Here is a 21,396-nt window from a genome sequence, read left to right on the forward strand (position 1 = left end):
ATCAGTGTCCTCGGGTCTCAGCCAGCGCAGCGATCAAGTAATTGTTGAGGGTTGCCTTGACCGACTCCAAATGATCTGACTTCGTTGCATCGAGTAGCTTTTCCTGGGGTACGTCCAAGGCGTGGGCTTCCAGAGTAGCCAGCGAGGCGGTGCCGTTCTCGACTGTCTCGCCGATCCCGGAGTCGAAGGAGCTGTAACGTTGCGCAACCAGATCCTCGATGACATTGTCCTCGTGAAGTTTTGCGGCCACCAGCAGGCCTGCGGCATAGGAATCCATACCGACGATATGACTGCGGAACAAATCTTCGGGCAAGAAGGATGTCCGGCGCGGTTTCGCATCAAAATTGAGCCCGCCATGAGGACCTATGCCGCCCTCATCAAGGATCTCCCACATCACCGCCGTTGATTCGGTGAGATCGGAAGGGAATTCGTCCATGTCCCATCCGATCAGTTTATCGCCTTGGTTGGCGTCAAGGGATCCCAGCATCCCGGCCGCGCGCGCCACGCGAATTTCGTGAACATAGGTGTGCCCCGCCAGATTCGCGTGATTCCCCTCGAGGTTGAGTTTGAAATCGGCAGCCAAATCATAGCTCTGCAGGAAGGCTATGGCCGTGGCGGCGTCGAAATCATACTGGTGCGTGGTCGGCTCCTTCGGCTTCGGCTCAATGAGGAACTGAGCGTTCAATCCGATTTCCCGAGCGTAGTCGACGCACATGTGAAAGAAATGAGCCAGATGATCTTGCTCTCGTTTGAGATCGGTGTTCCAGAGATTCTCATATCCTTCGCGGCCACCCCAGAAGACATAGTTCTCGGCCCCCAGCCGCTTCGAGATCTCCAAGGAATGCTTGAGCTGACCGGCTGCGTATGCGTATATCTCGGCGAACGGTGCTGTCGCTGCACCTGAAACGAATCGAGCATTTGTGAAGAGACTGGATGTGTTCCACAGGACCTTCACGCCGGTGTCGCGCTGAAGGGTTTCGATACGATCGACGACACGGTCCAGATTGGCGTTCGTCTCGCGCAGCGTGTTCCCCTCAGGAGCCAGATCACGGTCGTGGAAGCAGAAGTACTCGACACCCAGCTTCGTAAAGAACTCGAACGCGTAGTCCACCTTGGCCAGCGCACGGTCCATCCGATCGGTGAAGCGATCATAGGGCCGCTGTGCGGTTCCGTCTCCGAAGGGATCGACCAGTCGCTGTTCGAAGGTGTGCCAGTAGGCGACCGCGAAACGCAGCCAGTCCCTCATCGGTCGTCCAGCGACGATACGTTCCGGCTGGTAGTACCGGAACCCCAAGCCCTGGTGCGGGTCTGCTGTCCCGACGAACGGAATCGGATCGACGTCCCACAGGTCACTCATCGCTGGCACCTCCGTGTGCATGCCGTGAGGGCAGGAGCCTCACGTTAGTTTTGTTTCTAAACAAAACATAAGCGATCGTGGCCGGCTTGTCCAGGGGTTCGTACGATCCGATGTCCCTTAGCTGTGAGTGCACCAGATGTCTACGTGGCGACGCCGAGCATGAGCTCGGGCCCACGTACAGTCGAGCCATGACCGTCGCACGCCTGGCAAGCACAGCCGAGGCCTCATCTCACAGGCCTTCTACTAGGGCTTCTGGGCGGGGGGCGAGGCATCCTCATGCTCACACCGGATTCAAGGCAGAAAGCTTGCGTGCCATGAACCTCTCCGTGGTACTGCGTCACATCCTGGAGACTCCCGGGGCAGTCTCGCGAGCAGACATCGCCGCCAGTACAGGCGTTACACGCGCCACGGTGTCACGGCTCGTCGACGAGCTGGTCCACATCGGCCTGGTCAGTGAGCTCGGCCCCTCCCCCGAGACGACACGTGGTAGACCTGCCGTCCGTCTGGCGCCTCGCCCTGGCTCGGTCATCTCTCTGGGGCTCGAGGTCAACATCAGCTACCTGGCTGTGCGGGCCGTCGACCTCACGGGGAAGGTGCTCGCCGAGGCCTCCCAAGCCGGAGACTTCGCCCACTCGGACCCGATATCGACGCTGACGCTCTTGGCCGGCCTCGGGCGAGGCGCTCTTGACGAGGCCACTACTGGAGACGCCGTCGAAGGCGCCCACGTCATCGGGTCTGGGCTCGCATTGCCCGGTCTGGTCTCAGGCGATGCCCTCGCCCTGGCCCCCAATCTGGGCTGGCGGGATCTTCCGTTGGACGATCTTCTGAGGCCGCTGGCAGACCTCAATCCTTTGATCGTCGCCAACGAAGCCGACCTCGCAGCTTTCGCCGTCGCGAATCCAAGGCCTGGCGCATCCGACGGCCCGGCATCGTTCATCTACGTGTCGGGCGAGGTCGGTATCGGCGCGGGCATCATCGTCGACCACCGTCCCCTGATCGGCGCCCACGGATGGTCTGGCGAGATCGGACACATCTGCACCGATCCCTCTGGACCACCGTGCTCATGCGGCGCGTCCGGCTGCCTCGAAGCGTTCTTGGGCCTGCGCGCACTCGCTCGACGTGCTGGTCTACCTGAAGGCTCCACCCCGACCGACGTGGTTTCTGCCGCGCGAGCAGGTTCCTCCGCCGCCCGCGCCGCAATCCATGAAGGGGGTACGGCTCTTGGGCGCGCCCTCTCAGCTGTCGTCAACACGGTTGACATCCCTGAAATACTCCTGGGCGGCATCGTCGCCGAGATCGGTGAAGAAATCATCCCGTCTGCACTGACGGAGCTCCGTGCACGCACTCTTCAATCGTCATGGTCGGAGCCGGAGATCCGCATCGTCCCCGGCTCGGCCGTCCTGGCTGTGACGGGCGCCGCCCACAGGGTCCTAGAACACGTCGTCCAACGACCTGATCGTCTGGGCCCGATCCCTCGACTGGGGTCAAAGGCCTCGTCTCCGCGCTATACAGATGCAAGGACTTGACATCGCACTCGGCCAGGCCATCGGCGCCTCGCGCGTCGGCTCCGTCGAGCAGACCGCCGGGGCCGGCACCGCCTTCACCGCGACAGCACACCTGGCGCTGGTCGGGGGCTCGCCTGAGCGGCCCGGACCGAGCCGGTACCGTGATCTTCCTGAAACACACGTGCAACACAGGGGACCCGACTGCTAGTAGCGTGATCCCTGTCACCGAACGAGCACGGCACCCGGCCGCGCTCGACTCTCCCGGAGGGAAATCATGTTCAAAGGCGCCGACGACCTGCTGAAGTTCATCGAGGACGAGCACGTCGAGTTCATCGACGTGCGTTTTTGCGACCTGCCCGGCGTCATGCAGCACTTCGTCGTCCCGGCCAGTGGTTTCGGGCCCGAGGCCTTCACCGAGGGCTTGGCCTTCGACGGCTCCTCCGTCAAGGGGTTCGCCACCATCAACGAGTCCGACATGGCCCTCATGCCCGACCCCTCCAGCGCCTGGCTGGACCCCTTCCGCGAGCACAAGACACTCATCATCAACTTCTTCGTCCACAACCCCATCACGAAGGAGCCCTACAGCCGCGATCCCCGCAACATCGCCCGCAAGGCCCAGGCCTACCTCGGCACCACGGGCATCGGCGACACCGCGTTCTTCGCGCCCGAGGCTGAGTTCTACGTCTTCGACGACGTGCGCTACGAGACGAACGGCCACCAGTCCTTCTACTCGGTCGACGCCGAGGCGGCCGCCTGGAACAGCGGACGTGAGGAAGAACGCGGCAACCAGGGCTACAAGGTCCGCGTCAAGGGCGGCTACTTCCCCGTCGCCCCCACCGATCACTACGTCGACCTGCGCGACGAGATGGTCATGTACTGCCTCGAGGCCGGCCTCGACATCGAACGCGCCCACCACGAGGTCGGATCGGCCGGCCAGGCCGAGATCAACTGGCGTTTCGACGAGCTGCTCCCCAGCGCCGACAACACGATGAAGTTCAAGTACATCGTGAAGAACACGGCCTACCGGCACGGAAAGAGCGCCACCTTCATGCCGAAACCGGTCGCGGGCGACAACGGCTCGGGCATGCACTGCCACCAGTCCATCTGGAACAACGGGGAACCCCTGTTCTTCGACGAGAACGGTTACGCGCAACTATCCGACATGGCCCGCTACTACATCGGAGGCCTGCTCAAGCACGCCCCCAGCCTGCTGGCCTTCACCAACCCGACGGTGAACAGCTACCACAGGCTGGTGCCGGGCTTCGAGGCCCCGGTCAACCTGGTCTACTCGAACGGGAACCGTTCGGCCTGCATCCGCATCCCCGTCACGGGTCCGAGTCCGAAGGCCAAGCGCATCGAGTTCCGCTGCCCCGATCCGAGTTCCAACCCGTACCTGGCCTTCGCCGCCCAGCTGATGGCCGGCATCGACGGCATCCAGAACAAGATCGAACCCCCGGCCCCGATCGACAAGGACCTCTACGAGCTGCCACCCGAGGAGTACGACCAGGTCGACCAGGTACCAAGCTCCCTGGCCGAGGTGCTCGACGCCCTCGAGGAGGACAACGAGTACCTGCTCGCCGGTGACGTCTTCACGCCCGACCTGATCGACACCTGGATCGACATGAAGCGTGAGGAGATCGCCGAGCTGCAGCAGCGCCCGCACCCCTACGAGTTCGACCTGTACTACCAGATCTGATCTGGCACATCGCATGTCCGTGTCTTCGGGCCCGCCTCCTTCAGCGAGGCGGGCCTGGAAGCGTCCCGCATCAACCCGCGCTTTCGCCCACTGCACCTCGGCGATGACTGCCATACTTGGCCCATGGGCTTCCTGAAGCACTCACTCGCGATCGGCGGCACGGCACTGGCCGTGCTGGGGCTCGCCGGGTGCGCGGATCCGCCGGCACCGGAGCCCTCGGCGAGCTCCACCTCAGCGAGCCCCTCCAGCCCGGCTTCGAGCGCCTCGGGCAGTCCCTCCCCCCTGGCGGCCGAGGGACTCCTCCTTCCCGCACAGATCGCCGGCTGGAGCACTCAGGAGTCCCCCACACCGGCGCCGACGACCATCGGCAACTCGTCGGCCGTCCTGCAGACCGGCCTCTACTCCGACGGCACCGGCACCCGCCTCGTGACCCTCGTAGCGACCAGGGACAAGGGCTACCTGGAGTCGCAACGCAAGAAGACGACCGGTTCGACGACGATCGGCGCCTCCTACTGCGGCACGCCCAAGGACGTTCCGGATGCCGTCACCTGCACCCGTGAACTCACCGGCGGATTGATCCAGGTCACCGCCACCGACACGACCGCCGAGGACCTCGGCGCCTTCACCAACGAACTCTACGCCGCCCTCGGCTGAACACGCCATGGCACTGACCGAGAAGGACGTCATCGACGCGGCCCTGGCCATCCTCGACGAGTACGGCCTGGCCGACCTGACGATGCGCCGTCTGGCGGGCGTCCTCGATGTGAAACCCGGCGCCCTCTACTGGCATGTCGCCAACAAGCAGACCCTGCTCGCCAAGCTCGTCGCGACCATTCTCGACGGCCTCGAGGTCCCGGCCGGGCCGTGGCGGCAGTCCCTGTCGGCCTGGGCCGACGAGCTGCGTGCCCGGCTGCTGGCCCACCGCGACTCCGCCGATCTGCTCGCCAGCATGCGGGCCATCGGCATGGCGGCCACCGACCTGGCCGACGGTCCTGCAGCGGCGCTCACCGCAGCGGGCCTCAGCCGGGCGCGGGCCGGGCTGGGCGCCCGCACGCTCGTCCATCTCGTCATCGGGCACGTCAACGAGGAGCAGCAGCGCGCTCAGCTGTCCCCGCTGGCCGGCGGCGACGAGACCGCCGCGCTCGTTGCGGATGAGCAGACGGATTTCCGCGCCGGGGTGCAGCTGCTGCTGGACGGCATCGCGGCCGGGCGCTGACAGCCTCCTCGCCCACGCACACGGTCACCAGGGCAGTCTGCGAGCCAGGGCCGACGGCATCACCGTGAAGACCGCCATGAGCGGCCCGAAGATGGCCGGCACGCGCACCAGCTCGCGGCCGGCCTCGTCGGCCTCGGCCACGGCCCGGCCGACCTGCTCTGGGCCGACCGCGAGCGCGACGCGTCGCCCCGCCGTCATCGCGCTGCGCACGAAGCCGGGGCGGACGAGGAGCACGCCGATGCCGTCGGGTCGCAGTGCCTCCCGCAGGCCGGTGAAGAAGCCGTCCATACCGGCCTTGGAGGCGCCGTAGACGAAGTTGGAGCGCCGCACCCGCTCGGCCGCCACCGAGCTGATCGCGATGATGCGGCCACGCCGGCCGGTCGCCCACACCTGCCCGCGGAGCCGCTGGGCGACGAGCACGCCGATGCTCACCGCAGCGGTCGCGTTGACGGTGAAGACGTTGACGGCCGCATCCGCGTCCTGCCAGGCGCGCTCCTGGTCACCCAGGACGCCGAAGGCGAGGATGACGCGGTCGACCGGTTCGGCGAAGGCCTCGTCGACGGCCGCCTCGTGGGCGTCCAGGTCGGTGACGTCCAGGTCGACGACTCTCACGCGGCTCGCGCCCGCGTCGAGCACCACCCGGCGGGCTGAGGGCACTCGGGCCGCCCCAGCCCGGCACACGAGGACGACGGGTCGCGGTGTTCTCGCGAGCAGCTCTGCCGCGATGGCCAGGCCGATGTCGCTCGTTCCACCGAAGACGACCAGGGCACCGGGTTCGGTGTCCGGCCGGGGCTGCTCGCTCGGATCCGTCACCGCTCGCCCGGCGCCATGGCGCCGGTGGGCGCCCTGCGGAAGTCTCGGGTGCCTCATGCGTCACGCTCCCAGAAGATGCGGTCGACGACGTTGGAGGCGCGGCGCGAGGTGCGTTCCCAGTCCTCGATGAGTTCGGAGGCGTTCTTCATGTCCCGGTGCATCTGCAGGGCGATGGCCGCCAGGTCGCGTGGGTCGGAGGGCAGCAGGTCGCTGGAGCGGCCGCTGACCAGCATCGTGTGGTCTCGCAGCGCGCTGGCCAGGCGCCACGCCCGCCCGAGCACGTGGGCGTCGTGCTCGTCCACCAGGCCGGTCTCGCGCAGGGCGGCCAGGGCGATCATCGTCGTCGGCGTGCGCAGTTGCTCGATGGCGCCGGCGTGTTGCATCTGGAGCAGCTGAACGGTCCATTCGACGTCGGACAGGCCGCCGGGGCCGAGTTTGAGGTTGCGGTGCGGGTCGGTGCCGCGCCTGATGCGTTCGCGCTCCATGCGGGCCTTGAGCTTGCGGATCTCGGCCACCTGATCGGGGCGGAGGCCACCGGCCGGGTAGCGCAGTCCGGTGATGCCGTCCAGCAGGGCGTCGACGACCTCCCGGTCGCCGGCTCCGTAGTCGGCGCGCACGAGGGCCTGGTGCTCCCAGGTGCTCGACCAGCGCTCGTAGTAGGTGAGGAAGCCGGACAGGGTGCGCACCATCGGCCCCTCCTTGCCCTCGGGCCGCAGGTCCGCGTCGATCTGCAGGGCCGGGCCGCGGCCGGGCGCGTTGAGCAGGGCCCGCAGGCGGGCTATGACGCGGGTGGCGGTGGCGATCTGTTCGCTGCTCGTGCCGTCGGGGACGATGAACATGGCGTCGGCATCCGATCCGTAGCTGAGTTCGGCGCCGCCCCAGCGGCCCATGGCGACGACCCCGATCGGCGGCACCGGGTCGGTCTGCTCGCGGCCGATGATGGCCAGCGCGACGTCGATCGTCGCGCCCATGACCGACGACAGCCCGGCGCCCACGTTCTGGGTGGTGATCAGGCCGAGGGCGTCCCCGAGGGCCAGGCGGGTGAGTTCGCGGCAGCGTATGGTGCGCAGGGCCTCGATCGCCTCCTCGGTGTCGTCGTGGCGGCGGGCGGCGGCGCTCATCGTCTCGGAGAGGCTCTCGCGGCTGCGCGGGGCGAGCTGGGAGCTGTCGGCGAGCATCTGCACCGACCCGGGCACGTAGCCGATCATCTTGATGACGTAGCGGCTGCTCGACAGGATCATCGCGAGGGACTCGGCCATCTGCCCCTCGTCGCGCAGGGCGCGCATGTACCAGCTGGTGCCGCCCATCGCCTCGGACAGCTGACGGAAGCTGAGCAGGCCGAGGTCCGGGTTGGGGCCCTCGGCGAACCAGCCGAGCATGGCGGGCATGAGCTGGCGCTGGATGTCCGCGGTGCGGCTGGCCCCCTTGGTGAGTGCCTCGATGTGGGCCAGGGCCGAGCGCGAGTCGGCGAATCCGAGGGCCTTGAGGCGGTCCTGGGCGGCCTGCGGGGACAGCCGCAGTTCCTCGTCGGACAGTTGCGAGACGGCCTCCAGCAGCGGCGAGTAGAAGATGCGGCGCTGCCGGTGCTCGACGTCGCGGGCCGTGCTGCGCCAGGCGCGCCACAGTTCCTCGCCCTCGCGCATGCCCAGGGAGCGGGCGATGCGACGGCGGTCGTCGTCGCCGGGCGGCATCAGGTGGCTGCGGCGCAGGTTGAACAGCTGGATGCGGTGCTCGACGACGCGCTCGAAACGGTAGGCGCGGTCGAGCTCGGAGGCGTCCCCGCGGCTGATGTAGCCGTGCTGGGCCAGGGCGCGGAGGGCGGGCAGTGTGCCGCGCAGGCGCAGGCGCTCGTCGACGCGGCCGTGGACGAGCTGGAGCAGTTGCACGCTGAACTCGATGTCGCGAAGGCCTCCGGCACCGAGCTTGATCTCGGTCTCGGTGTCCTTGGCGGGGATGAGGTCGACGACCCGCCTGCGCATGGCCTGCGCCTCGCTCATGAAGTCGTCGCGGCCCCCGGCCTGCCACACGAGGGGTTCGACGATCCGGCAGAAACCGGCCGTCAGTTCCGGGTGGCCGGCCATGGGGCGGGCCTTGAGCATGGCCTGGAACTCCCAGTTCCGGGCCCAGCGCTCGTAGTAGGCCTGGTGCCCGGACAGGGTGCGGGTGAGCGGGCCCTTCTTGCCCTCGGGGCGCAGGGCCGCGTCCACCTGCCAGATGGTGCCGCAGGAGGAGTGGGCCGAGCAGATGCGCGTCATGGCGGCGGCGATGAGATTGCCGACCGCGGTGGCCTCCGACGTGGGGACCGAGTCGTCGGCGGGTTCGGCGACGAAGAGCACGTCGATGTCGGACAGGTAGTTGAGTTCCTGGGCGCCACACTTGCCGAGCGCGATGACACCCAGCCTGGCCTTCGCCTGGTCGGCGACCTGCCCGCGGGCGATCGCGAGCGCGCAGCCCATGATGGCGTCCGCGAGGTCGGCGAGTTCGGAGCCGATCGAGTTCACGACGTCCCGAGGCTCGTCCGCCGACAGATCACGGCCGGCGATCCGCACGAGGTGACGCTTGTTGGCCAGGCGCAGGCGGTCGGCGGCCTCCGGTTCGCAGGCCACGGCCCGGGCCAGCTCGCCGGGGCCGGCGCCGGCCAGTTCACCCAGTCCGATGTCGGTGAGCAGATCGGCGCGGATCCGCGAGGCGGTCCACCGTTCCGGCTCGCCGGCGAGGACCCGCACGTCCTGCGGGTGGGCGCTCAGGTGCCGGCCGAGGGCCTGGCTGAAGCCGATGACGGCGACCAGGCGGCGGCGCCAGTCCTGGTCGGCCATGACCTCGTTGATGAGCTCGGGGTCCTTGCCGAAGAGTTCGGCGAAGGCGGTGAGGGCGAGGTCCGGGTCGGCGGTGGCGGACAACTCGTCGATGAGCCCGGCCGGGTCGACCGGTAGCGACTCGAGAACCTCGGCGGCGTGGGCGGCGCCGGTGAACCCGCGCCGCGCCAGGATACCCGCCAGCGTCATCCTGCGTGCTGCCATGGCCCCTCCCCGTCACCGCACACCCGTGTCGCGGTCCGCTGCACCCGAGCCTAGTGGAGACGCGAGGAGGGAGCGACGGCTCTGGCATCTCAGCACCGAGGAGCGGATAGTCTCGCAACGCCGGCCGGCCGCGGATCGGGCGCCCGGCTGACGAGGACCAACGAGGCGGGAGGGGTCGCATGGCAACCCGCGCAGAAGCGGCGGCACGCAGATCGGCAAGCATCTACCTCACCCAGCTGGGGGCGCTGAGGGACCCTGCACAAGCCCACGGTGCCCGCGCGCTGGCAGAACTCATCTGGCAGGCAGAGGTCGTCGGGCGGGCGGCCACGAGCCCGCTGCGCGCGACCCCGATGTCGCTGGCCGACCACCTGGCCGCCTTGGAGAAGGATCGCCCGGCCCGCGAAGAGCGGATCAATCGTCTCGTCGCCGACGAGTCGCCGGAGCAGCTGGCCGCTCACGCCGGTGAGGCCGTCGGCGGGTGCGAGCGGGCACTGGCCGGGGCCGGGACGGGCGTCGTCGAGACCGGACAGGGGCCCGTCCGGCTGCCCGACGTCATCAGGGCCGCCACGATCGAGGCACGCCTGCTGGCCGAGCGGTGCGGGGCGGGCCTCGACAAGGCCGGCGCGGCCCAGGCGCTGCGGGCCTGCGCGCAGGCGCTGAGCGAACGCCACCCGGGCCGCAGCATCGAATTGCGGGTGCCCCCGGTGACGGCCGTGCAGCTCGGCGCGCTCACCGGCGGCCCGACGCATCATCGCGGCACCCCGCCGAACGTCGTCGAGACCGACCCGGACACCTTCTGGGCCCTGTGCACCGGAACGCTGGACTGGCCCGCCGCGCGCGAGCAGCGCCTGCTGCGCGTCTCGGGCGTGCACGCCACCGAGCTGGAGCAGATGCTGCCGGTCATCGCCCCGCGCTGATCCGGGCTGGTCCGCCCTACCCTGCGGTTTGGGGAGGAACGCGAAACATGCGAGGCGGTGCCTGGTCGCGCCGGCCTTCCCCGGGCTGGTCTGGGAAAGAGTGAGGTACCGGCCCAGGCCGGCACGGGGCGGCCAACACCCGAGCGCCGAAGTGAGCCCCCTGCCCGGCTCAGTGGTCTGACTTGAGGCCGGCCCCGCACATGGTCGTGAGGCAGTCGGGGGTGGGCCCCCACTGGCGGCAGTACTGCCAGTAGGCGGCCAGGTTCGCGGCGGTCGTGTGCTCGCAGTGGACGCCCCTGGCGGCGAGCGCCGCGCGGGCGCGAAGGATCTCGTCCTCGGGGGCGTGGATGAACCGCACGCCGTGCCTGCGGGCGCGGGCGAGGATCTGCGCGCCGCGGGCCGGCGCTCCGATGGCGATGCCCTCGGCGAGGGTGGGTTCGGGCGTGACCGCAGCCGGCTGCGCGGCGCCGGCCTCGGCCGCGCGCAGCAGCGGGTCACAGCCCTGCGCCTGGACGGCGATGATCTGCGGCATCGCCTCGATGAGTCCTGCGCGCAGCAGGTCCTCCAGGCCCTTCACCAGGCCGAGGAACAGGGTACCGTTGCCGACCGGTACGAGGATGTTCGCGGGGACACGGCCCAGCTGCTCGTAGATCTCGTAGGCGAAGGTCTTCGTGCCCTCGTAGAAGACCGGGTTGTAGACGTGGTTGGCGTAGTAGACGCCCTCGTCGGCGACCCTGGCGCGGCAGACCTCGGCGCAGTGGTCGCGGTTGCCCGGCACGGCGTTGACCGTGGCGCCGGCGGCGCTGATCAGGTCGATCTTCTTCGGGGAGGTGCCCTCGGGCACGAAGATCTCACAGCCGATGCCGGCGCGGGCGCAGTAGGCGGCCACGGCGTGCCCGGCGTTGCCGCTGGAGTCCTGGACGACGCTCTCGACCCCGATCGACGCGCAGTGCGCGACGAGCACGGCGGCCCCGCGGTCCTTGAACGACAGGGTCGGCATGAGGTAGTCCATCTTCAGCGCCAGGTCTGCGTCGAAGTCGATGATCGGCGTCATGCCCTCGCCCATGGTGACGGACCGCCAGGCGGTGTCGTCGTCGAGTCCCATGAAGGCCCGATAGCGGAACATGCTCCACTCGCCGCGGTCCACGGCGCCGAGGCTGAACGGCCGGTGCTCGTACGCCAGGTCCCACAGGCCGCCGCAGGCGCAGCGCGGCTCCCGGGTGGCGGCGGGCTCCCGGGCCCCGCACGCGGCACAGGCGAACATCATGGCGTCATCCCTCATCTGTTCTGTTCGCCGACTCAGATCCGGCCAATGCCCCGCTCGAGCTCCCACGGGGTGACCTGCTGGGCGTACTCGTAGTACTCGGCGCGCTTGTTGCGCAGGAAGTAGTCGAAGACGTGCTCACCGAGGGTCTCGGCGACCAGCTCGCTGGACTCCATGGCCTCGATCGCCTCGTCGAGGCTGCGCGGCAGCGGGGCGATGCCGAGGGCGTGACGCTCCTTGTGGGACAGGGCCCACACGTCGTCCTCGGCCTCGTCGGGCAGCGGCAGTTCGCGTTCGATGCCGTCCAGCCCGGCGTTGAGCAGCAGGGCGTAGGTGAGGTAGGGATTGCAGGCCGAGTCGATGGCCCGGTACTCGATGCGGGCGCTGGACTGCTTGTTGGGTTTGAACAGCGGCACCCGAACCAGTGCCGAGCGGTTGTTGCGGCCCCAGCAGATGTAGGCGGGGGCCTCGCCGCCGCCCCACAGGCGCTTGTAGGAGTTGACGAACTGGTTGGTGACGGCCGTGATCTCGCGGGCGTGGGCCAGCAGCCCGGCCACGAAACGCCGGCCCGTCCTTGACAGGCGCACCTCGTCGGCGGCGTCGAAGAAGACGTTGCGGTCGCCCTCGAACAGGCTCATGTGGGTGTGCATGCCCGAGCCGGCGGCGTCGGTGAACGGCTTGGGCAGGAAGGACGCCTGAATGCCCTGGGCGGCGGCGATCTCGCGCACGACGACCCGGAAGGTCATGATGTTGTCGGCCATCGACAGGGCGTCGGCGTAGCGCAGGTCGATCTCGTGCTGGCCCGGCGCGCTCTCGTGGTGGCTGAACTCGACCGAGATGCCCATCTGTTCGAGCATCATCACGGCGTCGCGGCGGAAGTCGGTGCCGTCGTCCATCGTCGTGTGATCGAAGTAGCCGGCGTTGTCGAGCGGCCTGGGCTCGTACTCGCCCTGGCGCAGCTTCTCGAGCAGGAAGAACTCGATCTCTGGGTGGCAGTAGAAGGTGAATCCCATGTCGGCAGCCCTGCCCAGGGCTCGTTTGAGCACCTGGCGGGGGTCGGCCATCGCCGGTGAGCCGTCGGGCATGGTGATGTCGCAGAACATGCGTGCCGTGTTGGCGTGGGTGCGCCACGGCAGCAGCTGGAAGGTGGACGGATCGGGATGGGCGATCATGTCGGACTCGTACACGCGGGCATAGCCCTCGATGGACGAGCCGTCGAAACCGGTGCCCTCGTCGAAGGCGCTCTCGAGCTCGGCCGGAGCCATGGCCACGGACTTCAGGAAACCCTGCACGTCGGAGAACCAGAGCCGGATGAACTTGACGTTGCGTTCCTCGACGGTGCGCAGGACGAACTCGGTTTGACGATCCATGCCCCAAGTCTGCCAGCGCACGCCACCCATCGCCGACGCGACCGGGTCTCGAAGCGATAAACTCCACAGTGAGCAACCGTCTCGGCCATGGCAGGCCGTACCGCGCGGGCGCGAGGCTCCGCCGGTCCACCGTCGTTGAGGAGTGCGCATGCCCGTCCCCGGTTGGTACCCCGACCCAGCAGGCACCCCCGGCAGCTACCGCTACTGGGACGGCCACACCTGGTCCGAGGTCACGACGACAGACCCCGCCACGACACCACCACCAGGCACCACACCCACCACGACGAGCACCACCCGAAGCCACAAGGGCCCCATCATCGCCATCGTCGCGATCATCGCCATCGTCGCCGTCATCGCAGCCATCGCCCTCACCCGCGGCGGACTCAACCGACACACCGACGTCCCCGAGGACACCAACACCGCAGCACCCACCGGACCCGTCTGGGACGAAACCAGCACCCCCACCCCCGAGGACAGCTCCAACCAATCCAGCCAACGCTGCCCCGTCACCACCGTCACGACCGAGTCGAGTCAGCCGGCAAAGGGCATCGCCGGGGGCGGCCTGAAGGCACCGGACATCTCCGGCTGGCAGAACACCTCGAGTTTCTACCTGGACTGGGTCTCCGACACGCACTCGCTCATGGACACGGTGTACGTCGGCTGGATGTCGAACGTCGCAGTCGGCGCCCTCAACTTCGAGGACGGTTTCACCGATCTGAGCACCTCGGCCCACCAGACCCTCGAGTGCTACGCCTCCAGCGGCTACTACTCCGGGTACACAGACCACAAGAACCTCGTCGATGAGGAGACCACCGTCGACGGGCACCAGGCCTGGCACATCCAGTCCGAGGTCTACGTCCAGAAGGAGTCCCTGCCCCAGGTCAGGGGCGACGTCGTCGACATCTACGTCGTCGACGTCGGCTCCGACGACCACCTCGGCGTCTTCATCTCCAGCGTCACGATCGGCGACTCGGATCGTGACAAGAAGGTGCGCGACTGCATCGCCGGGCTCAAGGTCACCTCCTAGAGCCGTCTTCATCCGCCGTCGTTGAGGAGTGCGCATGCCCGTCCCCGGTTGGTACCCCGACCCAGCAGGCACCCCCGGCAGCTACCGCTACTGGGACGGCCACACCTGGTCCGAGGTCACGACGACAGACCCCGCCACGACACCACCACCAGGCACCACACCCACCACGACGAGCACCACCCGAAGCCACAAGGGCCCCATCATCGCCATCGTCGCGATCATCGCCATCGTCGCCGTCATCGCAGCCATCGCCCTCACCCGCGGCGGACTCAACCGACACACCGACGTCCCCGAGGACACCAACACCGCAGCACCCACCGGACCCGTCTGGGACGAAACCAGCACCCCCACCCCCGAGGACAGCTCCAACCAATCCAGCCAACGCTGCCCCGTCACGGATGGCGGGACGACGACCGTTCAGGTGAATGGCTCACTGACCGGTGGCAACCTGCGGGTCCCCACGGTCGAGGGCTGGGACGAGAGTTTCAAGCGTCTCGGCTGGGTCGCCGACTTCCACGCCATCTATGACCAGATCTACGCTGGCTGGGTGGCGGACATCGCCGTCGGCGCCCTGCTGTTCGAGGACGGTTTCACCGATCTGAGCACCTCGGCCCGCCAGACCCTCGAGTGCTACGCCTCCAGCGGCTACTACGACGGATACACGGGGCAGAAGGATCTGATCGACGAGGAGGCCACCGTCGACGGGCACCAGGCCTGGCACATCCGCTCCGAGGTCTACGTCCAGAAGGAGTCCCTGCCCCAGGTCAGGGGCGACGTCGTCGACATCTACGTCGTCGACGTCGGCTCCGACGACCACCTCGGCGTCTTCATCTCCAGCATCAATCTGGGCGATGCCGACCGCATGGCCAAGGCGCAGGAGTGCATGGACCAGATGAAGGTGGTCCCCTGAGCATTTTCGAGAACCACTCGCAATTCAGGTGGGCGGGGCGCGGGCCGGGTCCTAGACTGTGCCCGTGACTGCCATGAAGCCTTACCCTCAGAGCCCGAAACGTTCCGTCCCCGCCAACATCGCCCGACCGCCCTATGTGGGGAAGATGGGCCCTGAGAACTACGAGGGCTCCGACATCCAGAGCGACGAGATCGTCGAGAGGATGCGCGTCGCCGGCCGGATCGCCGCCGACGCCATCCTCGTGGCGGCCAGCCAGATCGCACCCGGCGTCACCACCGATCACCTCGACGCCGTGGCGCACGAGTTCATGTGCGACCACCATGCGTGGCCGGCCAGCCTGGACTACCGGGGGTTCCCCAAGAGCATCTGCACGAGCGTCAACGAGGTCATCTGCCACGGCATCCCCGACACGCGGCCCCTCGAGGGCGGGGACATCGTCAAGATCGACGTGACCGCCTACGCCGAGGGCGTGCACGGCGACAACTGCGCCACCTTCTACGTGGGCGAGGTCGACGAGGAGTCCAAGCGCCTCACCGAGGTGACCCGCGAGGCGATGTACCGGGCGATCAAGGCCTGCAAGCCGGGCCGTTCGGTGTCGGTCATCGGCCGCGTCATCGAGAAGTACGCCAGGCGTTTCGGCTACGACGTGGTGCGCGAGTACACCGGCCACGGCGTGCACACCGCCTTCCACTCGGGCCTCGTCATCTTCCACTACGACGAGCCGCGCTACGACCGCACGATGGCGCCGGGCATGACGCTGACGATCGAGCCGATGCTGACCATCGGCAGCGCCAGCACCACGCAGTGGGACGACGGCTGGACGGTCCTGACCCAGGACGGCTCGCGCTGCGCCCAGTTCGAGCAGACGCTGGTGATCACCGAGCAGGGCGCCGAGATCCTCACCCTGCCCAGCAGCGGCGAACCGATCCTTGGCGGGGACCCGGCCGCCATCGACCTGTCGGCCATCGGCCGGCCCGTCGCCTGACGCCCTGGCGGCAGGGGCACCGTCCCGGCACTCCCCGGCGCCGGGATCAGTACGGGTACTGGGCGCCCCCCTGCGGCCAGCCGGATTGGGGAAGACCACGCGAGGCGGGGGCCCAGTCGCGTTGCCAGGCGGGTTTCTCGGCGCCGAACAGCTGCCGGTCGAGGCACCCGCCGATCACGGTGAGCGCCGGACCCCACGTCATGGCCTCGATGTTCAGGCCGTAGGGCAGAGCCGAGCGCATGAGGTCGTCGGGGTTGAGCAGGGCCAGCACGAACATGCCCAGACCGACGAGCCTGATGATGTGGTGCCTCGGCTCGGCCCAGATCTCGCGGGAGACATGCCTGGCCATCAAGGCCAGGGACAGGGGGAAGAAGCCGAAGGTGCGCATCCCCGTCCACAGGGCTGCACCGACCAGCTCACCGGCCGACAGGCGCGGGTCGAGGCCGTCGAGGAAGGCGCGCTCAAGGATCCACCCGCTCCAGTCGCCGAGGCTCCCGCCAGCACTCTGCTGCTGGTAGCTGTAGGAGAAGCCGGTGAGCATGGTGAAGCACACGACGACGAGAACAACACCCACCAGGAGGAAGGTCTTGACGGCCAGCGAGACGAGATAACCGGGCCTCAGCTCGTTCGCGCCGATCGGGTCCTGGTCCGCCATGCCCTCCATGGTGCCACCGGACCGGAGAGGGACTGTGGAGGACGGGCGAGCCGGGATGGCCACCGGACCGAACCACCCCTGTGAACGGTGGTCCTCGTCGGGGCTTCCGTAATTTTTTGGCCCTGGTCGAAACCACCCCTGTGAACGGTGGTCCTCGGGGTCTTCGCTGCCCCTCAGCGCTCGTCTGGCCGCGCCTGAACGATGTCGATGTCGAACGAGTCCTCCGGCGGCAGACCGGAAAGCCACGCCACCGCCTCCCGGATGTCATCGGCGGCATGATCGATGCGACGCACCTGGGAGACGGCGCCGACCTCGGCGCACTCGGTCACCCACCACGCGCCACGGCCGCGCTCAGCCGTGACCGTGAATCTTCTACGACTCATCGCCATATCCCTCCCCCGCACCGGTCAGGGGACGCCTGTCAGGCGCGTCAGACTGACCGACCTCACGGCTGCCCCACCGAGAGCCGCCTTGTCACCGCCGCAGTGCACCGAGGCCTGCAACCAGCCGCGGAGCGGCAGCCTCAGCCCTTGTCCTTGAGCCAGTTGATCGCCGTCTGCCGCGACACCCCTGCTGCCCGCGCCACGGCCGCGAGCGGACGCTACCCGGCGATCATCCACATCTGGGGTAGTTCCTGGGAGCAGCACCGTGCCGTTCCTGGAGTACGACGCCGAGATCCTGCTTGTGATCTGCAAACCAACGCCATCGAGCCGATCAGCACCCACTACCGCAGAGCCGTCCGGGTACGCGGCACTCACCAGAATGAGCAGGCGGCACTGAAATATCTTGTACTTGGTGACGCGATCGCTTGACCCCACTGGCAGCAGGAGGGCACGCTGTGTGTTGGGGCCGAAACCTGCGCTGAACGCGTTCGTGATCACCCCCGCCGGACAGTTCTAGAGGACCACTCGCTGAAACTGCTGGTCACGCATACACCACTTACCGGATAGACCCCATTAGGCCAGCCTCGCCGAATAATCGGTGGTAACTCTGAGGAGGAAACCCACAGTGTTGATCATGGCCGCCGTCACCTACGGCCGAGCAGATCTTACCTGGCAAGCTGTTGAGCTTGACCCACCCGGACCTGGGGAAGTGCTCGTCAAGCTCACTGCGAGCGGTATTTGTGACACTGATCGACGGGTAATCGATGGCACCCGGCATTTCGCGCTGCCCGGTGTGGTCGGCCACGAGGGTTCTGGGATCGTCCAAGAGGTGGGGCCGGGCGTGAGTTATCTGCACCCTGGCGAGCACGTCGTGCTCGGCTGGGCTCGCTGTGGTGACTGCCCCGCCTGTACCGCTCGTGCAACCTCATACTGTGAGCAGACCAGACGGGCCACTGAGGCTGGCGTCCGCGTCGGAGGACCCCTGAGCGGCCAAGGAGCTTACCGTTTTCTAGACGGGAAGCAGCTCGGCGGCCATTTTTTTGGCCAATCCTCTCTCGCAAGTCACACTATCGTCGCGGCGAGCAGCTTGGTGGCGGTCGACCACCGACTCCCACTGGCCAAAATTGCGCCGCTCGGTTGCGGGTTCTCAACCGCGTTCCACGCAGTCGACGACGTGATTGAGCCGCAGCCGGGAACCAACGTCGTAGTCTTGGGTGTCGGTTCGGTTGGAAGTGCCGCGATCATAGCCGCCAGCATGGCTGGAGCACATGTGGTGGCCGTCGACCGTAAGCCCGCCAAGCTCCAACTGGCAGCTCAGCTTGGGGCCGATCCGCTCATGATTGAAGACCCTGCCGAGTTGCCCGAGCTGCTCCGCAGTCAACTTGGGCACCGGCCCGCTGCGGTGGTCGAATGCACTGGTAACCCGCAGCTCGCCGAAGCCGCCATCGCCGCCGTCGGTTCGCGTGGGGTGTGCGTACTCATCGGAGGGTCGCGCGCAGGCACCACCATATCCTTAGACCACAATCGACTCGTTTGGGGTAAACGAGTCCAAGGGGTGCTGGGAGCCGGTGACATCAACCGCACCATCGGTCGGCTTGCCGATCTCTGCCGTGACGGCAGTTTCCCCCTCGACAAACTGGTTAAGGTTTACCCATCGGATTATCTGTCCCAAGCGCTGGCCGACCAGTCAGCGGGTCTAGTGATCAAACCGGTCGTTCTAGCCCCGGCCGCTCCCGCTGCGCTGGACAAACCATGACCCGGCAATATGTTGTCCCGGCCCCTCAGCCTGATCCTCGCTGGACCCGCTCGGTGTTCGTGGCTGGTTGGCAACCGGTCACCGGAGAACTAGCGGTCACCAGTCCTTTCTCCAGACACCAGCTCGCCACTGTTGGGGAATGCTCCACCCACGAGGTAGACCAAGCGCTGGGGGCATCCCTCACGGCCCAGCGGACGTGGGCAGCAGCTAGGCAAGCGCGTATCGCTGTCCTCTCGACCGCCGCAGACAACCTGCGCGCCGACGGTGACGAGTTGGTGGCGTGGCTGGTACACGAGACTGGTTCGACAGTAGCCAAGGCCCGTCTCGAGGTCAATCTCGTGATCGCCGAGCTTCAGGAATCCGTAGAGCTGGCCAAACTGAGTCTTACCCAGCCCCAGCCCGGCAGTAAGCGCCAATCTACCGTCCACAGGGAACCGATCGGAGTCGTGGCGGTCATTGCCCCGTTCAATTTCCCTGCCCACTTAGCCGTCCGGGCCATTGCTCCCGCCCTGGCGCTGGGAAACACCGTGGTCCTCAAGCCCCATCCCTGCGCCGCAATCAGCGGGGGGCTATGGCTGGCAGGAATGTTCGAAGTCAGCGGGTTGCCGACTGGAGTGCTGAGCGTGATCCCCGGCGACGCCGAGATCAGTGAGGCGCTCGTTGCCGATCCCCGAGTCGGGCAGGTAACCTTCACTGGTTCCACCGCAGTCGGGGAACGAATAGCCGAAATCGCAGCTCGGCGACTAACGCCCACGCTGCTCGAGTTAGGAGGCAACAACGCACTGGTGGTGCTACCGGATGCCGACGTTGAGCTGGCGGCTAGTTGCGGCGGATTTGGTAGCTTCTACCATCAGGGTCAGATCTGTATGTCAACCGGGCGTCATCTGGTCCACGAGAGCCAGGTTGACGCCTACGTGCAGGAACTGACTGGTTACGCGAACCGACTGAAGATCGGCGATCCTGCTGACCCCACGAACGATCTGGGCCCGCTAATCAACACCAAGCAGTTGGCCCGGGTCGACGACCTAGTTCGCCGCAGTATCGCCGCTGGAGCAGAGCTGGTGCGGGGTGGTACGACAGCAGGCCTATGCTACGAACCAACGGTGCTTATCGAACCAGCGAGAAGATCTCCAGCTTGGCAGGAAGAGATCTTCGGTCCAGTAGCGGTGATATCACCTTTCAGCGACGACCAAGATGTAGCAGCTCTGGTCAACGAGCAAGGGCCAGGTTTGGTCACTAGCGTCCTCTGCGCCGACGTGACTCAAGGGGCGGAGTTAGGCGCCAAGATAACCTGCGGAATCGTCCACGTGAACGAACCCACTGTCGACTACCAAGTCGGCGCCCCGTTTGGCGGCTGGGGCGCCTCTGGAAACTCGACAATCGGCGACCAGATCTCCAACATAACCAATTTTACCAAGACCAAATGGCTCACCGTCCGGTCAACTATGGTACAGCGTTGACGTTTGCCAGCGCCGCATCGCCGGACTGCCCGCGCCTAGCGGCGAAAAAACCTGGGTACTTGGTACTCGGGGGACAGAATCCCTTCGCCTCGTACCAGCTGGCGACCTCTTGTCTGTCATGTCGAAACTGGTAGCGTGGCATGACATTGTCGAACGACAGAAATACTGCCGAACGAGACATCTCGGCCCGGTTGCGGAAGACCGGGTAGATCTCCGGCGGGAAGATCTGGCAGTTGCGTTCGTGCTCATACACAAGGAAACTCTTGATCTGATTGGAAAACACTTTCACGTAGGCGCGACACCACGCCATTACCAAAGGTTTGGGCAGCTTGCTGCCCAAACCCGCGAAGTGACGGTCCCGCTGCCTGTACAGGCCATCCCAGAAGGAATCTTCCCCCTCACGAGGATACAACCAGACGAGCAACCCTCCGGCCGGGCCGACTAGGTCGGCGATCCTTTCAAAGGCGGTCCGGGTTGACCTCGTGTGGTGGAGGACGCCGATGCTCACCACTTGACTGAACGCTCCGGTCAGCAATGGTGGTTGTAACACATCACCACGTATGAAATGCAAATTGGTGATGCCGCTTAACCGGGCCGCAGTCTGCCCGATCGTGGATGACTGATCAATTGCCACCACTTGGTGCCGAGGATAGCGTATCGCCAACTCAGCCGATTTTTCAGCCGAACCGCAACCTGCATCCAGAATCCAATGCTGTTGTGTGGTCGCATCGAGATGATCGAAGAAAGACTGCGACATCCACTCAACAAGTTGCGGAATCCGGTAGCCGTAGATCACGCCGGGGCTCTCGCCTGCGCCGCTCTGACGGATCCGCCATTGGAAGCTGAACCCTTTAACTGAGCGACGATCCAGATTATCTTCAGCCAACATCCACGGAACCGAATCGACAATAGCGTACGACCGTGCGCAGCCCAAACAATTTAGTATCCCGGTTTCAATCAACGAACTGCCCAGCTCTGGGGACGCGAGCTCCACCTTCGAACCACAGGACGGACACCGCACAACCGTCAACAAAGTGCGCTGCATTATTACTCCTTACTCTC

Annotated in this window: 19 protein-coding genes and 1 pseudogene; 12 read left to right on the plus strand and 8 right to left on the minus strand. The window is 66.7% G+C overall.

Annotation, left to right across the window (positions count from 1 at the left end; genetic code table 11):
- Position 1: 1 nt before the first annotated feature.
- Complete coding sequence (gene xylA / locus D9T14_RS00060) at positions 2 to 1,357, minus strand: xylose isomerase (protein WP_119162843.1); 1,356 nt, start codon at positions 1,355 to 1,357, stop codon at positions 2 to 4.
- Between the two features lie 314 nt (positions 1,358 to 1,671).
- On the opposite strand from xylA, the gene D9T14_RS00065 reads away from it, so the two are divergent.
- The 5 genes from D9T14_RS00065 (at position 1,672) to D9T14_RS00080 (ending at position 5,774) form a co-directional block, all read left to right on the plus strand.
- Positions 1,672 to 2,883 carry an ROK family transcriptional regulator gene (locus tag D9T14_RS00065; protein ID WP_197720645.1) on the plus strand — a complete coding sequence of 404 codons (1,212 nt, stop codon included), beginning with the start codon at positions 1,672 to 1,674 and terminating at the stop codon, positions 2,881 to 2,883.
- Positions 2,870 to 3,070 carry a hypothetical protein gene (locus D9T14_RS13810; RefSeq protein ID WP_126464186.1) on the plus strand — a complete coding sequence of 67 codons (201 nt, stop codon included), beginning with the start codon at positions 2,870 to 2,872 and terminating at the stop codon, positions 3,068 to 3,070. The genes D9T14_RS00065 and D9T14_RS13810 overlap by 14 nt, the downstream gene beginning before the upstream one ends.
- Before the next feature lie 66 nt (positions 3,071 to 3,136).
- Complete coding sequence (gene glnA, locus D9T14_RS00070; RefSeq protein ID WP_119162845.1) at positions 3,137 to 4,558, plus strand: type I glutamate--ammonia ligase; 1,422 nt, start codon at positions 3,137 to 3,139, stop codon at positions 4,556 to 4,558.
- Positions 4,559 to 4,681: 123 nt separating this feature from the next.
- Positions 4,682 to 5,212 carry a hypothetical protein gene (locus D9T14_RS00075; protein WP_119162846.1) on the plus strand — a complete coding sequence of 177 codons (531 nt, stop codon included), beginning with the start codon at positions 4,682 to 4,684 and terminating at the stop codon, positions 5,210 to 5,212.
- A gap of 7 nt (positions 5,213 to 5,219) precedes the next feature.
- A complete protein-coding gene (locus D9T14_RS00080) occupies positions 5,220 to 5,774 on the plus strand; it encodes a TetR/AcrR family transcriptional regulator C-terminal domain-containing protein (RefSeq protein WP_119162847.1) in 555 nt (184 codons plus the stop codon).
- Between the two features lie 24 nt (positions 5,775 to 5,798).
- Here D9T14_RS00080 and dprE2 read toward each other — a convergent pair whose 3' ends face one another.
- Positions 5,799 to 6,644 carry a decaprenylphospho-beta-D-erythro-pentofuranosid-2-ulose 2-reductase gene (gene dprE2 / locus D9T14_RS00085; RefSeq protein ID WP_119162848.1) on the minus strand — a complete coding sequence of 282 codons (846 nt, stop codon included), beginning with the start codon at positions 6,642 to 6,644 and terminating at the stop codon, positions 5,799 to 5,801.
- Positions 6,641 to 9,607, minus strand: coding sequence for a bifunctional [glutamine synthetase] adenylyltransferase/[glutamine synthetase]-adenylyl-L-tyrosine phosphorylase (locus tag D9T14_RS00090; RefSeq protein WP_119162849.1), 2,967 nt, complete (start codon positions 9,605 to 9,607; stop codon positions 6,641 to 6,643). The genes dprE2 and D9T14_RS00090 overlap by 4 nt, the downstream gene beginning before the upstream one ends.
- A gap of 179 nt (positions 9,608 to 9,786) precedes the next feature.
- On the opposite strand from D9T14_RS00090, the gene D9T14_RS00095 reads away from it, so the two are divergent.
- Positions 9,787 to 10,524: a sterol carrier family protein gene (locus D9T14_RS00095; protein WP_119162850.1), complete on the plus strand. Its 738-nt coding sequence runs from the start codon at positions 9,787 to 9,789 to the stop codon at positions 10,522 to 10,524.
- A gap of 169 nt (positions 10,525 to 10,693) precedes the next feature.
- Here D9T14_RS00095 and D9T14_RS00100 read toward each other — a convergent pair whose 3' ends face one another.
- A complete protein-coding gene (locus D9T14_RS00100) occupies positions 10,694 to 11,791 on the minus strand; it encodes a threonine synthase (protein ID WP_119162851.1) in 1,098 nt (365 codons plus the stop codon).
- 32 nt (positions 11,792 to 11,823) lie between these two features.
- Complete coding sequence (gene glnA / locus D9T14_RS00105; protein ID WP_119162852.1) at positions 11,824 to 13,158, minus strand: type I glutamate--ammonia ligase; 1,335 nt, start codon at positions 13,156 to 13,158, stop codon at positions 11,824 to 11,826.
- 148 nt (positions 13,159 to 13,306) lie between these two features.
- On the opposite strand from glnA (D9T14_RS00105), the gene D9T14_RS00110 reads away from it, so the two are divergent.
- The 3 genes from D9T14_RS00110 (at position 13,307) to map (ending at position 16,080) form a co-directional block, all read left to right on the plus strand.
- The gene (locus D9T14_RS00110; RefSeq protein WP_121588158.1) at positions 13,307 to 14,185 is read left to right on the plus strand and encodes a DUF2510 domain-containing protein; all 879 of its coding nucleotides are present in this window, start codon (positions 13,307 to 13,309) and stop codon (positions 14,183 to 14,185) included.
- A 34-nt stretch (positions 14,186 to 14,219) separates the two neighbouring features.
- A complete protein-coding gene (locus D9T14_RS00115) occupies positions 14,220 to 15,095 on the plus strand; it encodes a DUF2510 domain-containing protein (RefSeq protein WP_119161848.1) in 876 nt (291 codons plus the stop codon).
- 64 nt (positions 15,096 to 15,159) lie between these two features.
- Positions 15,160 to 16,080: a type I methionyl aminopeptidase gene (gene map / locus D9T14_RS00120; RefSeq protein ID WP_182482067.1), complete on the plus strand. Its 921-nt coding sequence runs from the start codon at positions 15,160 to 15,162 to the stop codon at positions 16,078 to 16,080.
- 46 nt (positions 16,081 to 16,126) lie between these two features.
- Here map and D9T14_RS00125 read toward each other — a convergent pair whose 3' ends face one another.
- The gene (locus D9T14_RS00125; RefSeq protein ID WP_119161849.1) at positions 16,127 to 16,735 is read right to left on the minus strand and encodes a hypothetical protein; all 609 of its coding nucleotides are present in this window, start codon (positions 16,733 to 16,735) and stop codon (positions 16,127 to 16,129) included.
- Between the two features lie 173 nt (positions 16,736 to 16,908).
- Complete coding sequence (locus D9T14_RS13545; protein WP_170175602.1) at positions 16,909 to 17,118, minus strand: hypothetical protein; 210 nt, start codon at positions 17,116 to 17,118, stop codon at positions 16,909 to 16,911.
- A 102-nt stretch (positions 17,119 to 17,220) separates the two neighbouring features.
- Between D9T14_RS13545 and D9T14_RS13550 the strand changes: the two are divergent.
- The 3 genes and pseudogenes from D9T14_RS13550 (at position 17,221) to D9T14_RS00140 (ending at position 20,334) form a co-directional block, all read left to right on the plus strand.
- Positions 17,221 to 17,635: pseudogene (locus tag D9T14_RS13550) on the plus strand (transposase).
- Positions 17,636 to 17,752: 117 nt separating this feature from the next.
- Positions 17,753 to 18,874, plus strand: coding sequence for an alcohol dehydrogenase catalytic domain-containing protein (locus tag D9T14_RS00135; RefSeq protein WP_126464185.1), 1,122 nt, complete (start codon positions 17,753 to 17,755; stop codon positions 18,872 to 18,874).
- Entirely contained in the window at positions 18,871 to 20,334 is a 1,464-nt protein-coding gene (locus D9T14_RS00140; protein WP_119161852.1) for an aldehyde dehydrogenase family protein, read from the plus strand. Before D9T14_RS00135 ends, D9T14_RS00140 begins: the two co-directional genes overlap by 4 nt.
- Here D9T14_RS00140 and D9T14_RS00145 read toward each other — a convergent pair.
- Complete coding sequence (locus tag D9T14_RS00145) at positions 20,318 to 21,223, minus strand: class I SAM-dependent methyltransferase (RefSeq protein WP_182482068.1); 906 nt, start codon at positions 21,221 to 21,223, stop codon at positions 20,318 to 20,320. The two genes, D9T14_RS00140 and D9T14_RS00145, sit on opposite strands and share 17 nt — an antisense overlap.
- Between the last annotated feature and the right edge of the window lie 173 nt (positions 21,224 to 21,396).

Origin of the sequence: Propionibacterium australiense (assembly GCF_003666605.1) — a bacterium.
Lineage (GTDB): Bacteria > Actinomycetota > Actinomycetes > Propionibacteriales > Propionibacteriaceae > Propionibacterium > Propionibacterium australiense.

Bases quoted from the DNA above. Each gene is read 5' to 3' on its own strand.
- D9T14_RS00125 (WP_119161849.1), bottom strand. From the start codon at position 16,735: ATGGCGGACCAGGACCCGATCGGCGCGAACGAGCTGAGGCCCGGTTAT.
- D9T14_RS13545 (WP_170175602.1), bottom strand. From the start codon at position 17,118: ATGAGTCGTAGAAGATTCACGGTCACGGCTGAGCGCGGCCGTGGCGCG.
- D9T14_RS00110 (WP_121588158.1), top strand. From the start codon at position 13,307: ATGCCCGTCCCCGGTTGGTACCCCGACCCAGCAGGCACCCCCGGCAGC.
- D9T14_RS00065 (WP_197720645.1), top strand. From the start codon at position 1,672: ATGAACCTCTCCGTGGTACTGCGTCACATCCTGGAGACTCCCGGGGCA.
- D9T14_RS00115 (WP_119161848.1), top strand. From the start codon at position 14,220: ATGCCCGTCCCCGGTTGGTACCCCGACCCAGCAGGCACCCCCGGCAGC.
- D9T14_RS00095 (WP_119162850.1), top strand. From the start codon at position 9,787: ATGGCAACCCGCGCAGAAGCGGCGGCACGCAGATCGGCAAGCATCTAC.
- D9T14_RS00140 (WP_119161852.1), top strand. From the start codon at position 18,871: ATGACCCGGCAATATGTTGTCCCGGCCCCTCAGCCTGATCCTCGCTGG.
- D9T14_RS00145 (WP_182482068.1), bottom strand. From the start codon at position 21,223: ATGTTGGCTGAAGATAATCTGGATCGTCGCTCAGTTAAAGGGTTCAGC.
- dprE2 (WP_119162848.1), bottom strand. From the start codon at position 6,644: ATGAGGCACCCGAGACTTCCGCAGGGCGCCCACCGGCGCCATGGCGCC.
- glnA (WP_119162852.1), bottom strand. From the start codon at position 13,158: ATGGATCGTCAAACCGAGTTCGTCCTGCGCACCGTCGAGGAACGCAAC.
- D9T14_RS13810 (WP_126464186.1), top strand. From the start codon at position 2,870: ATGCAAGGACTTGACATCGCACTCGGCCAGGCCATCGGCGCCTCGCGC.
- D9T14_RS00100 (WP_119162851.1), bottom strand. From the start codon at position 11,791: ATGATGTTCGCCTGTGCCGCGTGCGGGGCCCGGGAGCCCGCCGCCACC.
- D9T14_RS00080 (WP_119162847.1), top strand. From the start codon at position 5,220: ATGGCACTGACCGAGAAGGACGTCATCGACGCGGCCCTGGCCATCCTC.
- D9T14_RS00135 (WP_126464185.1), top strand. From the start codon at position 17,753: ATGGCCGCCGTCACCTACGGCCGAGCAGATCTTACCTGGCAAGCTGTT.
- D9T14_RS00090 (WP_119162849.1), bottom strand. From the start codon at position 9,607: ATGGCAGCACGCAGGATGACGCTGGCGGGTATCCTGGCGCGGCGCGGG.
- glnA (WP_119162845.1), top strand. From the start codon at position 3,137: ATGTTCAAAGGCGCCGACGACCTGCTGAAGTTCATCGAGGACGAGCAC.
- xylA (WP_119162843.1), bottom strand. From the start codon at position 1,357: ATGAGTGACCTGTGGGACGTCGATCCGATTCCGTTCGTCGGGACAGCA.
- D9T14_RS00075 (WP_119162846.1), top strand. From the start codon at position 4,682: ATGGGCTTCCTGAAGCACTCACTCGCGATCGGCGGCACGGCACTGGCC.